13 protein-coding genes are annotated in these 12,585 nt (G+C 65.8%); 5 read left to right on the top strand and 8 right to left on the bottom strand.

Features of this window, described 5'->3' with window-relative positions; genetic code table 11:
* The first annotated feature begins 213 nt into the window (after nucleotides 1-213).
* Both CGX12_RS16980 and CGX12_RS16975 read left to right on the top strand, forming a co-directional pair.
* Nucleotides 214-1,017: a cobalamin-binding protein gene (locus CGX12_RS16980; protein WP_094041031.1), complete on the top strand. Its 804-nt coding sequence runs from the start codon at nucleotides 214-216 to the stop codon at nucleotides 1,015-1,017.
* 63 nt (nucleotides 1,018-1,080) lie between these two features.
* Entirely contained in the window at nucleotides 1,081-1,710 is a 630-nt protein-coding gene (locus CGX12_RS16975) for a trimeric intracellular cation channel family protein (RefSeq protein WP_094041030.1), read from the top strand.
* A gap of 95 nt (nucleotides 1,711-1,805) precedes the next feature.
* On the opposite strand, the gene tyrS is transcribed toward CGX12_RS16975, so the two are convergent.
* Nucleotides 1,806-3,002, bottom strand: coding sequence for a tyrosine--tRNA ligase (tyrS, locus tag CGX12_RS16970; RefSeq protein WP_094041029.1), 1,197 nt, complete (start codon nucleotides 3,000-3,002; stop codon nucleotides 1,806-1,808).
* A 218-nt stretch (nucleotides 3,003-3,220) separates the two neighbouring features.
* Between tyrS and CGX12_RS16965 the strand changes: the two genes are divergently transcribed.
* Both CGX12_RS16965 and CGX12_RS16960 read left to right on the top strand, forming a co-directional pair.
* Nucleotides 3,221-4,507, top strand: coding sequence for a peptidoglycan DD-metalloendopeptidase family protein (locus CGX12_RS16965; RefSeq protein ID WP_094041028.1), 1,287 nt, complete (start codon nucleotides 3,221-3,223; stop codon nucleotides 4,505-4,507).
* A 236-nt stretch (nucleotides 4,508-4,743) separates the two neighbouring features.
* Nucleotides 4,744-5,172, top strand: coding sequence for a universal stress protein (locus CGX12_RS16960; protein WP_094041027.1), 429 nt, complete (start codon nucleotides 4,744-4,746; stop codon nucleotides 5,170-5,172).
* A gap of 64 nt (nucleotides 5,173-5,236) precedes the next feature.
* Here the strand turns inward: CGX12_RS16960 and CGX12_RS16955 are convergent, their stop codons facing one another.
* From CGX12_RS16955 to CGX12_RS16940, 4 genes are read right to left on the bottom strand one after another with little or no spacing between them, the layout of a single operon-like run.
* Nucleotides 5,237-5,665, bottom strand: a complete 429-nt coding sequence (locus CGX12_RS16955) for an HIT domain-containing protein (protein WP_094041026.1) — start codon at nucleotides 5,663-5,665, stop codon at nucleotides 5,237-5,239.
* Nucleotides 5,662-5,985 (bottom strand): glutaredoxin family protein, encoded by a 324-nt coding sequence (locus CGX12_RS16950; RefSeq protein ID WP_094041025.1) that lies wholly within the window; start codon nucleotides 5,983-5,985, stop codon nucleotides 5,662-5,664. The genes CGX12_RS16955 and CGX12_RS16950 overlap by 4 nt, the downstream gene beginning before the upstream one ends.
* An 8-nt stretch (nucleotides 5,986-5,993) precedes the next feature.
* Entirely contained in the window at nucleotides 5,994-6,338 is a 345-nt protein-coding gene (gene erpA / locus CGX12_RS16945; protein WP_094041024.1) for an iron-sulfur cluster insertion protein ErpA, read from the bottom strand.
* Between the two features lie 55 nt (nucleotides 6,339-6,393).
* Nucleotides 6,394-7,032 (bottom strand): DUF6776 family protein, encoded by a 639-nt coding sequence (locus CGX12_RS16940; RefSeq protein ID WP_094041023.1) that lies wholly within the window; start codon nucleotides 7,030-7,032, stop codon nucleotides 6,394-6,396.
* Nucleotides 7,033-7,185: 153 nt separating this feature from the next.
* Here CGX12_RS16940 and hemL point away from each other — a divergent pair, with 153 nt between their 5' ends.
* Entirely contained in the window at nucleotides 7,186-8,472 is a 1,287-nt protein-coding gene (gene hemL, locus CGX12_RS16935) for a glutamate-1-semialdehyde 2,1-aminomutase (protein ID WP_094041022.1), read from the top strand.
* A gap of 21 nt (nucleotides 8,473-8,493) precedes the next feature.
* On the opposite strand, the gene CGX12_RS16930 is transcribed toward hemL, so the two are convergent.
* From CGX12_RS16930 to CGX12_RS16920, 3 genes are all read right to left on the bottom strand, one after another.
* Nucleotides 8,494-8,919, bottom strand: a complete 426-nt coding sequence (locus CGX12_RS16930) for a VOC family protein (protein WP_094041021.1) — start codon at nucleotides 8,917-8,919, stop codon at nucleotides 8,494-8,496.
* Nucleotides 8,920-8,980: 61 nt separating this feature from the next.
* Nucleotides 8,981-11,326: a penicillin-binding protein 1B gene (mrcB, locus tag CGX12_RS16925; protein WP_094041020.1), complete on the bottom strand. Its 2,346-nt coding sequence runs from the start codon at nucleotides 11,324-11,326 to the stop codon at nucleotides 8,981-8,983.
* 1 nt (nucleotide 11,327) lies between these two features.
* A partial coding sequence (locus CGX12_RS16920) for an ATP-dependent helicase C-terminal domain-containing protein (RefSeq protein WP_303396184.1) occupies nucleotides 11,328-12,585 on the bottom strand: 1,258 nt, incomplete at its 5' end.

The raw sequence follows: 12,585 nt of genomic DNA, 5'->3' as shown, positions 1-12,585 counted from the left end.
CCCTCTGCGCCTCCACCGCACGGTGAGCAACTGGCTCGCCCGCCACCCTGGGCGGGCCCCGCCGCTACAGCGACGCCACCGAGTACTACCCCAAGCTCGGCAGCAAGCAATACCTCAGCGAGGCTCAGGTGCGGGCCCTGCTGGGCCGGCTGGCGATCGCCCTGCTGTTCTGGCTGTCCCTGGCCTGGGCCTGGCTGCTGGTTCCCCTCTACCATGGCTAGGTTGTTACTGCTGTTCATGCTGTGCGGCGCCGTCCAGGCCGCCGAGCCGGCCCGCCGCATCGTCAGCCTGAGCCCCCATATCACCGAGATGCTGTTCGCCATCGGTGCCGGCCCCCGGGTCGTCGCCGTCGACGAGGCCAGCGACTATCCGCCCGCTGCCCTGGCCCTGCCCCGGATCGCCAATTACCGCTCTCTCAACCTGGAGCGGATACTGGCGCTGCAGCCGGATCTGGTGCTGGCCTGGCGCAGCGCCCAGCAGGTGCAGGTGCAACCGCTGCTCCGCCTCGGTATACCGGTGGCCTATTCCGAACCGCTGCGGCTGCAGGATCTGGCCGAGGAACTGATCTATCTGGGAGCCCTGACCGGCCAGCGGCGGCAGGCCAGGGCGGTAGCGGCGCATTACCTGCAGCAGCTGGACGCGCTGGCGCAACGCTACCAGGGCGTCCGACCGGTGTCGGTGTTCTACCAGTTGGGCTCGGCCCCGCTGATGTCGGTCAACGACGGCACCTGGATGGGCCAGGCGATCCGCCTGTGCGGCGGGGTCAACGTCATGGCCGACAGCCCCGCCCCTTACCCCCAGTTGAACGCCGAGTTCGTGCTGGCCCGGGATCCCGAAGTGATACTGGCCTCGAACGAGCAGGAACTGGCCCTCTGGCGCCAATGGCCCGCCCTGCGGGCGGTGCAGGGGGAGCGCCTGCTGACGGTGGACGCAGACCTGCTGCACCGTTTCACCCCCCGTACTCCCGAAGGCATCCGCCAGCTGTGCCGGCAACTGGACCGGGCCCGGGCAGAATGAGGGTGATTGTGTTCGACGGGGCGCCTCTATACAATGCGCCCCTTTTCTGCGAGATAGAGAGCCATGCTGCCCCTGGTCGATGCGGTATTTTACTGGAGTGATTTGTTCGGCACCGCCGTGTTCGCCTTTTCCGGCGTGCTGGTGGCGGGCCGGCTGCGCATGGACGGCTTTGGCGTGATAGTGCTGGCGGCGGTGACCGCCATCGGCGGCGGCACCATCCGGGATCTGATCATCGGCGCCGAGCAGGTGTTCTGGGTGGCGGACACCACCTATCTGTGGGTGATACTGGCCACCGCCCTGCTGGGCCAGTACCTCGCCCGGCTGCCACGGCGACTGCCCTGGTACATACTGCCCCTGGCCGATGCCTTCGGCCTGGCGCTCTTTACCGTGATCGGCACCGAAAAGGCCCTGGCCCACGGTACCTCGGGCATGGTGGCGGTGGTGATGGGGGTCATCACCGGGGTGGCCGGCGGCATGATCCGCGACGTGCTGGCCCGGGAGGTGCCCATGGTGCTGCAGCGGGAAATCTACGCCACCGCCTGCATCCTGGGGGGTATTCTCTATACCGGCACCCTGGCCCTGGGCGTCACCCCCTTGCTGGCCACCCTGGCTGGCATGCTGGGCACCTTCGCCCTGCGAGTGGCCGCCATCCGCTGGCACCTGTCGCTGCCGGCCTTCTCGCTGACCCGCTGAGGGAAAAGAGTAAGGGCTGAGGACTCACCCCAAAAAAACAACAGGGCAGGCCCATGGGCCTGCCCTGTTTCGGCTTATCAGTCCCGGCACCCTACTCAGGCAACGGTCACCCGGGCGAACTTGCGCTTGCCCACCTGGTATACGGCCTGGCCGGGCTGTACCAGCAGCTTGCCGTCGTCCAGCTTGTCGCCGTCCACCTTGACCGCCCCCTGCCTGATCATGCGCAGCGCTTCGGAGGTGGAATCCACCAGGCCGGCGTCCTTCAGCAGGTTGGCAATGGCAATGCCCTCAACCCCCGCCTGCAGGGTCACCTCCGGCAGGTCCTCGGGAATGGCGTTCTTCTGGAAGCGCAGCACAAAATCCTGATGCGCCTGCTCGGCCGCCGCCTCGCTGTGGTAGCGGGTGATGATCTCCTTGGCCAGCAGTATCTTGATGTCGCGCGGGTTGGCACCTTCGGCCACCTGCCGGCGCAGCTCGGCCAGTTCTTCCAGGCTGCGGCGGGACAGCAGTTCGAAGTAGCGCCACATCAGCTCGTCGGACAGGGACATGATCTTGCCGAACATCTGCTCCGGTGCCTCGTCCACCCCTATGTAGTTGCCGGCGGACTTGGACATCTTCTTGACGCCATCGAGCCCTTCCAGCAGCGGCATGGTCAGCACCACCTGGGGCGACTGGCCCGCGTCCTTCTGCAGCTCGCGGCCCATCAGCAGGTTGAACTTCTGATCGGTGCCGCCCAGCTCCACGTCCGCCTTCAGCGCCACCGAATCGTAGCCCTGCAGCAGCGGGTACATGAATTCGTGGATGGCGATGGACTGACCGGAGTTGTAGCGCTTCTTGAAGTCGTCCCGTTCCAGCATGCGGGCCACCGTCAGCTTGGAAGCAAGCTTGATCATGCCGGTGGCACCCAGTTCGCCCAGCCAGCTGGAGTTGTAGACGATCTGGGTCTTGTGCGGGTCCAGCACCTTGAAGGCCTGCTCGGCGTAGGTCTTGGCGTTGTCCGCCACCTGCTCCGGGGTCAGCGGCGGGCGGGTGCTGTTCTTGCCACTGGGATCCCCGACCTGGGCGGTGAAGTCACCGATAAGCAGCAAGACCTCATGGCCCAGATCCTGAAACTGACGCAGCTTGTTCAGAATAACGGTGTGCCCCAGATGGATATCCGGCGCCGTGGGATCCATGCCCAGCTTGATCCGCAGCGGACGGCCTTCCTTCAGTTTTGCGACCAGTTCTTCTTCAACCAGTATCTCTTCGGCACCACGCTTTATTTCCGCTAATGCCGCTTCCAGCTGGGACATGACGACTATACTCCTGTGCTGTAAGCCCGAATAACTGCCGGCGGGGGCTCCACCGATCCGGCGGGCGATCCGCTTTACCGGAACAGGGCAAAGCGCCGCGGCGCCATCACGACAGCTATCAAGGACGACCCAAACAAATCAAGGAAGGCATATTACTGGAATGGCGGAGAAATTGGAAAGCTTGTAAAATCCCCGCGGAATTCAGGGAAGAGCACAGCATGCCCGTAATCAGAATATTCAAACTCTTGCCCCGCGGCCACCAGATCGCCATCGGCGCCCTGAGCACCGCCATGGCGTTGCTGGCCATGGCGCCGACCGAATCGGCCCTGGCCAGCCGCGACCAGGCCGAACGGCCGGTGACGCAAGCGCGCCAGCCCCTGCCCCTGGAGGTGGAAGATCGCCCCCTCGCCGACGACAGCCTGCATGCCCGGGAGCTGGTGGTGCGCATCAGCGCCGGCGACACCCTGTCGTCCATCTTTGCCCGCAACGGACTGTCCTCGAGCCTGCTGCACGACATCAGCCAGTTGGGAGCCGACGCCGATCAACTGAAGAAGATCCACCCCGGCGAACGACTGACCTTTTTCCTCGACAAGCGAGGCCAGTTCAAGGCCTTGAGCTACCCGCTGGACGCCGCCCGCACCCTGGAGATCAGGCAGACCGGCGACAGCTTGCACAGCCGCATCATCAGCGCCGAGCTGGAGCACAGGACCCAGTACGCCCAGGCCGAGGTCAACTCCAATTTCTGGAACGCCGGCATCGGAGCCGGCCTGAACCCGGGCCAGATCCTGAGCCTGGCGGCCATGTTCGCCTGGGACCTGGACTTCGCCCTGGATATCCGCGCCGGGGATCGTTTCGCGGTGCTCTACGAGCAACGCTACAAGGACGGTATCCACGTGGACACCGGCGGTATCCTGGCCGCCGAGTTCATCAATCAGGGCAAGGTCTACCGGGCCGTGCGCCACGACGACGGCAACTACTATTCCCCCGAAGGCCGGGCCATGCGCAAGAGCTTCCTGCGGGCACCGGTGAACTTCAGCCACATCAGCTCCAACTTCAACCCGCGCCGCCTGCATCCGGTCACCGGCCAGATCAAGGCCCACAGGGGCATCGACTACGCCGCCCGCACCGGCACCCCGGTGGTGGCGGCGGGCAGCGGCGTGGTGGTGGAATCGGGCTACAACCAGTTCAACGGCAACTATGTGGTGATACGCCACGACGGCACCTACCTCACCAAGTACCTGCATCTGCACCAGCGCATGGTCAAGAAGGGGGAAAGGGTACAGCAGGAGCAGCAGATCGGCACCGTCGGCGCCACCGGCCGGGTAACGGGGCCCCACCTGCACTACGAATTCCTGGTCAACGGCGTGCACCAGGATCCCAAGACCGTCAAGCTGCCCCAGGCGGCCATACTGTCCAGGACGGAGCTGGCCCGCTTCAAGCCTAGGGCCGAGCAGTTGCTGACCCAGCTCGACCGGGTCAGCGAGGTGATGCTGGCCAGGCAGTAGCAAAAGCCCGACGGTCTCTTCGGTGCCGTCGGGTCATTTTCCTTCCCATAAAATATCTTCAAATAAAAATTTATCTGAAAACTGTGCGCTGGTACGAGTTTTCCACCGTGCGCCACTGCTATATTGGCCGGGTGCAAGGGGCCGAGGCGCCTATTGATTGCGCCGCCCCGGCAGCGCCTTGCCACCGCCTTTCTCCGGCGGACACCAAACTCACTAATGGAATAAGAGTATCAATAATGAGTGGATATCAGCATATTCTCGTCACCATCGACCTGTCCCCCAATTACCAGAAGGTGCTGGACAAGGCCGTCGCCCGCGCCAAGGCCAACCAGGCCAAGCTGTCGATCGTGCACGTCAACCTCAAGATGCAGAGCCTGTACAACCAGATGTACGAAGTGTTCACCCATGAGCTGGAGGACAAGCCGCTGCTCGCCGCCAAGCGGGAGCTGGAGCAGATGCTGGCGTCCGTGGACTACCCCCTGGAGAAGCAGATACTGATCAGCGGTGACCTGGTGGAACAGATTTGCGAGGCGGTGCGGCTTTGCGACGCGGACTTGCTGATCTGCGGCCACGAGCACCATCTGTTCCGCCAGAACTCGTCCGTGGCCCACCAGCTTGTCGAGAACATCAACTGCGACCTGCTGGTCATTCCCCTGGAAAAATAAACCGGGGGCCAGGCGCCGCCCCCGGTTCAACCGCGGCGGTGCTTGGCCCTCGCCTTACCGGGAGCTATTCCGCGGCGGAAAAGCCTTCGAGGCCGGCCAGTCGCCGGCGCCAGCGTTCGGCTTCGGCGCCGGGATCCGGATAGGGCAAGGCCGGATGCCTGCCCCAGACAGGCCCGGGCCAGGCATCGTCGGTGGTGAAACGGGCCACATGGTGCAGATGCAGCTGGGGCACCATATTGCCGAGAGCGGCGATATTCATCTTGTCGGCCGCCAGCTCGGTTTCCATCAACCGGGCCAGGGCACAGGACTCCCGCATCAACTGCCGTTGTTCCGCCTCGTCCAGCCGGTGGATTTCCCGGATATCGGCCCGCTTCGGCACCAGTATCAGCCAGGGATAGCGGCCGTCTTTGGCCAGCAGCACCAGGCAGAGGGGTAGCTCCCCCAACACCACGCAATCCGCCGCCAGCTGCGGATGCAACCGGAAGTCGCTCATGCGCGCTCTCCGAAGTGGCGGCGCAGGTAGGCGATGATGTCCATGGACTCGTACAGCCAGTAATAGCGCCCCGGCTCGAACTCGATGCGCAAACAGGGCACCATGCGCTGGCCACCGCCCGCCAGCAGCGCCTGCAGGTGCTCCGGATCGTTGGTGTCGTATTCGGCGATGTCGAGGCCCAGCTCGGCGATGACCGCCTTCACCCGCTGGCAGTAGGGGCACCAGGCCTTCTGGTAGAGCGCCAGCCGCTCGGCCGAGTCCACCACCGGCGCCGGCGCGCCTTCGTTGTCGGCTCCCTTGAGCCAGTCGAACAGGGACATGGGATGCCTTACACGCTGAAGGAGGAGCCGCAGCCGCAGGTGCTGGTGGCGTTGGGATTGGTGACCAGGAAGCGGGAGCCTTCCAGTCCCTCGACATAATCGACGGTGCCGCCCACCAGGTACTGCAGGCTCATGGCGTCCACCACCATGATGACGCCGTTCTTTTCGATCACGGTGTCGCCGTCGTTGGTTTTCTCATCGAAGGTAAAGCCGTACTGAAAGCCGGAACAACCACCGCCGGTGATGTAGACCCTGAGCTTGAGCTCGGGATTTTCCTCTTCGGATATCAGGGCCTTGATCTTGTTGGCTGCCGAATCGCTCATCTGGATCGGCAAGGGGACTGCATCACTCATCACTACCTCTCGGGTTGGTTATCGCCCAAAATTATCCAATACCCGAGTAAACAGTTCAAGTATTGTCCGGAATGGGCCAGGTCAGGCTCAAGGTTCGCCGGCGGTCGCCCTCAAGCTCCAGCCTTACCTCCAGGGTCTGGGCCCGGGCCCCGGGGGGCAGCCGCAACTGGCCGGAAAGCACCTGGAAATGGCGGAAATCCAGGGTCACCGGCGCCGCGCCCAGGGCCTCGTCATTCAGTATCAGGGCCCGTCCGTCCTGCACCGCCCGCACCTGCAGCCGGGCCTGCCCCGTCACCCTGCTGCCGCCCGAGCCCGGCTGCAGCAACACCAGACGATAGCCGAACAACCCGGGCTCCGCCTGGGCCGCTATGTCCTCCTGCGCCAGCAGCAGCTCGGGGCCTTCGTCCGGCGCCAGCACCTGGCGATACAGCGCCAGTTGCTGGGCCTGCTCCGCCAGTTGCCGGGACTGCTGCTCCAGCTGGGCCAACTGGCTGCTTTCGGCGCTCAGCAGGGCCTGCAGGTCGACCCGCAGCGCCAGCAATTCCTGGCGGCTGCGTTCCGCCTGCAACTGACTCTGGGCCAGGCGGCTATCCAGTTCCCGGTATCCCAGCCCCAGGTAGCCGGCCACCGCCAGCAACAGCAGGTTTACCCCCAGGGAGGCAATCAGGATACGGCGATCGAGCGGTTTGTTCATGGACGACTCCCCATCGAGACAGCGGCGGATTGTGCCAAAGCCGTGCCGGCGGCGCCAGCACAAAGGGACTGCCATTCTCGCCCCGCCCGCTTTTTGCTATAGTCGGGCCACCCCGGCCCAGCGCCACCTCTGACCCATTCAAAGGATACCGACATGTCCAAGTCCGACGATTTGTTTGCCCAAGCCCGCCGGGTGATCCCCGGCGGCGTCAACTCCCCGGTCCGCGCCTTCAACGGCGTGGGCGGCACCCCGCGCTTTATCGAGCGGGCCGACGGTGCCTACCTCTTCGACGTGGACGGCAAGGCCTACGTTGATTATATCGGCTCCTGGGGTCCCATGATCCTGGGTCACAACGCCCCCGCGGTGCGCGACGCCGTCATCGAGGCGGTTTCCCGCGGCCTGAGCTACGGCGCCCCCACCGGCGTGGAAGTGACCATGGCGGAAATGGTGACCCGGCTGGTGCCCTCCATGGAGCAGGTGCGCATGGTCAACTCCGGCACCGAGGCCACCATGAGCGCCATCCGTCTGGCCCGTGGCTTTACCGGCCGGGACAAGATCCTCAAGTTCGAGGGCTGCTACCACGGCCACGCCGACTGTCTGCTGGTCAAGGCCGGTTCCGGTGCCCTGACCCTGGGCCAACCCAACTCGCCGGGGGTGCCGGCCGACTTCGCCAAGCACACCCTGACCTGCACCTTCAACGATCTGGGCTCGGTCAAGGCCGCCTTCGAGGCCGCTCCCGCGGACATCGCCTGCATCATAGTGGAGCCGGTGGCCGGCAACATGAACTGCATCCCGCCGGCGCCCGGCTTCCTCGAAGGCCTGCGCACCCTCTGTGACCAGTACGGCGCCCTGCTGATCTTCGACGAGGTGATGTGCGGCTTCCGCGCCGCCCTGGGCGGTGCTCAGGCGCGCTACGGGGTAAAACCAGACCTCACCACCCTCGGCAAGATCATCGGTGGCGGCATGCCGGTGGGCGCCTTCGGCGGCCGTCGTGAGGTGATGGAACATCTGGCACCGACCGGGCCCGTCTACCAGGCCGGCACCCTGTCCGGCAACCCGGTGGCCATGGCCGCCGGCCTGGCCACCCTGAACGCCATCAGCCAGCCGGGCGTGTACGAGGCCCTGGAGCAGAAGACCCGGACCCTGGTGGAAGGACTGCAGGCGGCGGCCGACAGGCACGGCATCCCCTTCACCACCACCCGGGTGGGCGCCATGTTCGGCTTCTTCTTTACCGGGGAGAAGGAGATCAGCCGCTACGAGCAGGTCACCCGCTGCGATCTGGCGGCGTTCAAGCGTTTCTTCCACCTGATGCTGGAAGAGGGCGTCTACCTGGCCCCCAGCGCCTTCGAGGCCGGCTTCATGTCCCTGGCCCACGGCGACAAGGAACTGGCCCATACCCTGGCCGCCGCCGATCGGGCCTTCGCCGCCCTGAAAGGCTGACCCGCCCGGGGCGAACCTGCCCTACTCCGGCCGCTGGATCTCCACCAGCGGCCCTTCCAGTAATTCCACGCTGTTGCCGTCCGGATCCAGAATGAACACATAGCGGGAGCAGGTCTGTCCCTTCACCGGGGAGGGCTTGTCGGTGAGCATGCCGGCGCCGTGCAGCGAGCTGAGGGCCCGGTCCAGATCGTCCACCTGCAGGGCGAAGTGGCGCAGCCCCAGGCGGAAACCATTGGCCCAGGGGGGAAAGCTGGGCAGTTCGGCTTCATCCTCCGGACGGAAACAGTAGAGCTCCAGCAGGGCCTGCCCCAGGCGTAAATGACAGATCTGCAGGCGGCCTTCGGCGTCCTGCCAGCGATAGACCGGCTCGAATCCCAGTCCCTTGTAGAACCCTTCGGCCACGGACAGGTCACGCACGCTCAGGGTGACATGATGAAAAGAAAACATGGGAAGCTCCTCCATCTCCATACTATTGAGCATATACAGAGATGGAGGCTTTCACCCTGCCTCAGCGGGCGAAATTGAAAATGTCCCTCAGCCAGTCGCTGATCGGCTCGCCGGACGACGGCCGCTGGGGCTGCTGCACCGGCACCACCGGCCGGCAGTCGCGAATGCCCGGCAGGCCGGCGGCCTTGGCCGGCAGCAGCCGGGTCTGCTCGCAGCGCGGATCCGCGGGCTGGCCGTCGCGTACCGCGAAATTGACCTGATCGATACCGGCGGGCGCCGTCAGCTCCAGGGAATCGACGCCGCGTCCGTCCAGGTAGCGGCTGTAGACCCGCAGGGCGCCGCTGGCGCCGGTCAGGCCGGTCACCCCGTTGTCGTCACGCCCGACCCAGACGCTGACCAGCTCCTCGTTGTCCAGGCCCGCGTACCAGGTATCCCGCAGATCGTTGGTGGTACCGGTTTTGCCCGCCATCACTCGGTTGGGGAAGCGGGCCGCCAGGTGGGCCGCGGTGCCGCCACCCACCACCTTGGTCATGGCGTATAACGTCAGGTAGCCGGCCTCCGGCTCCAGCACCCGCACCGCCCTGGCCTCATGCTGGTAGAGCAGCTCGCCGTGCTCGTCCTGGATAGCGCGGATGGAGGTGAGCGGCTGGTACAGCCCCTGGTTGGCCAGGGTCAGGTACAGCTGGTTCACTTCCATGGGCGTCAGCTCCAGGGTACCGAGCAACAACGACGGATAGGCCTGGATAGGCTGTTGCACCCCCAGCCGCTTGAGGCCGTCGACTACCTTGTCGAGGCCGATGGCCATGCCCAAGTTGACGGTAGGCACGTTCAGGGACTTGGCCAGGGCGTCATAGAACATCACCTGGCCGCGGAACTGACGGTCGTAGTTGTTGGGGCGCCATACCTGCCCGGCGTCGCTGCGCAGGCTGATGGGCTCGTCCTTGAGCGGCGTCGCCAGGGTGTAGCCGTTGGCCAGGGCCTCGGCGAACACCGGCGGCTTGATCAGGGAGCCGATGGGGCGGCGGGCCGCCAGGGCCCGGTTGAAACCGGCAAAGCTGGGGTCGGCCCCGCCGACCACGGCACTGACTTCCCCCTTGCGCCAGTTGGATACCACCACCGCCGCTTCCAGATCGTTGCGCTTGGTGTTGGCCCTGAGTTGCTTCACCTGCTCCACCACCGCCTGTTCGGCACTATGCTGGGCGATGGGATCCAGACTGCTGAAGATCTTGAGCCCGTTCTGCCGCAGGAAGTCGGCGCCGAAACGCTCGCGCAGCTCCTGGCGCAGCAGCCCCATGAAGGCCGGGGTGCGGCCGTAGCCCATGCGTCCGCGCTCGATAAGCCCCAGCGCCCTGCTGCTGGACTGCTCGTAGGTGGCCCGATCGATATGGCCTTCGTTGGCCAGCAGGCGCAGCACCAGATCACGCCGCTCCTGGGCCCGCTCCGGGTTGCGCCAGGGATCGTAGAAGGAAGGTCCCTTCACCAGAGCCACCAGCAGGGCGATCTGATCCGGGTTGAGCTCGTTCAGGGGCAGGCCGAAATAGAAGTAGCTGGCCAGGCCGAAGCCATACACCCCCTGGGCCCCGTTCTGGCCGAGGTAGACCTCGTTGAGGTAAGCTTCGAGGATCTCGTCCTTCTCGTAGCGGAAGTCGATGATCAGCGCCATATAAGCTTCCTGCACCTTGCGCCACAGGCTGCGATCCTGGGTCAGGAAGAAGTTTTTGGCCAGCTGCTGGGTCAGGGTGCTGCCCCCCTGCACGGTGCGACCGGCCTTGAGGTTGACCACCAGGGCACGCAGGATCGCCAGGGGCGAGACCCCGTCATGCTGATAGAAATCCCGGTCTTCCACCGTCAACAGGGTGGTCACCAGCAGTTCGGGCACCTGATCCAGCCGCACCAGCAACCGGTCTTCCCGCTGTTCCACGTTGAGCCGGTCGAGCAGCACCGGATCCATGCGGGCATAGCCCAGTTCCCGGCCGTTGGCCGGGTTCTGCATCCGCACCAGCCGCTGGCCGTCGAAGGTCAGCAGAATGGCGCGAGCCGCCTCGGCGCCGTCGGCGAAATTGAAGGGCCGGCGGTGGATCTCGATGCGGTTGTTGGTCACCGCGTACTCGCCGGGCCGGCCGGGGCTGGCCACCTTGCGGTAATTCAGCAGCTGCAGCTCACGCAGCATCTGCTGGTGGGACAGCTTCTGCCCCGGAAACAACTCCAGCGGCCGGCTGTAGACCAGGGCGGGCAGGGCCCACTTCTGGCCCTCGAAGCGCTCCCGCACCTGGCTGTCCAGGTAGATGCCGAAGATGCCCAGCAGCACGGCCATGACCAGGCCGAGCTTGAACAACAGGCCCCAGCCCAGCCAGGAGCGGCGCCGTTTGACCGGCTTTTTGGTCGACTTGCGTTTTCGGGTTGCCATATCAGTCTTTCATCTGCCTCTTGGTGTGCCGGGTCGGCGCCGTGTTGGCGGGATCCTCGGGCCACACGTGTTTGGGGTAACGCCCCTTCATCTCTTTTTTCACATCCTGGTAGGAGCCGGCCCAGAAGGCGGCCAGATCCCGGGTAATCTGCAGCGGACGCCGCGCCGGCGACAGCAGTTCCAGCACCAGCGGCACCCGACCGCGCGCCAGCTCGGGCGTGGCCGACTGGCCGAACATCTCCTGCAGCCGCACCGGCAGCACGGGATCGTCTTCTTCCCGGTAACGGATGGCGGCCCGGGTGCCGGTGGCCAGCTCGAGGTGGCCGGGTAGCAGGGTATCCAGCAATTGCTGCCGTGACCAGTCCAGCCGGCTCTTAAATATGCCGAGCCAGTTCAGCCGGCCCAGTTCCTCCCAGCGCCCGAGCCCCGTCAGATAAGGCAGCAGCCAGTGCTCGGCCTCGGCCAGCCACCGGGCCTCATCGCAGGGCTCGAAGCCGCAGTCGGCCAGCTTCTGTCCGGCCAGTTTCAATCTGAGCCAGTACTGGCGCGCCTCCTCATCCAGCGGCAGTGCCGCCCAGCCCCGGCGCACCAGCTCTTCCAGCAGGCAGCGGGCACGCTGCCCGGGGCTGACCTCGCCGAGGGGGCTGCGCCGCAGCACCAGCCTGCCGAAACACCACTGGCGCTCGGCCCGCACCCGGTTGGCCTCGGCATCCCACTGCAGGTGCTCGCGCTCCTCGAAGCGCGTCGGCAGGTAGCGGCGCAACTGCTCTTCCGCCACCGGCTCGGCCCCCTGGATAAAGACGCCCCGTTCGCCGCGGCCCAGGGCCGCCACCGCCAGCATGGGCTTGCCGAGCAGGGGGCTGCCCTGGGGCAGGTCGGCACTCAGTCCGCCGGCCAGGCCGTAGCGGCCCTGCTGGCGCAACAGCCCCAGCCACTCCGGCCGGGCGTTGGCCAGCAGCAGCCCCAGGTAGTGGCCGCCCGGCACGGTTACTGGCTGCTCCAACCGGCGGAACCAGCGCTCGGCCGCCGGTTTCAGCCGTCCCTGCCGGGCCAGCAGCTGCCCCGACAGGGGACCGTCCTCCAGCCGCCCTTCCTCCAGCAGGGCCACCAGGTAGACGGCATCGGCCAGGGCGCCTTCCCGGCCCTGCCCTTGCCAGTCGAGGGCGGTGAGCAGCAACTGGCCCAGCCAGGGTTCGGCCCCCAATTGCCAGACCCGCCGCCCGAGTGGGCTCAACTGGCTGCCGTGCAGCAGCCCCAGC

Source organism: Zobellella denitrificans, assembly GCF_002237365.1.
GTDB classification, from domain to species: Bacteria; Pseudomonadota; Gammaproteobacteria; order Enterobacterales; family Aeromonadaceae; genus Oceanimonas; species Oceanimonas denitrificans.
Note: the sequence above shows the minus strand (reverse complement) of the source record. Positions and strands in the feature narration are given on the sequence as shown.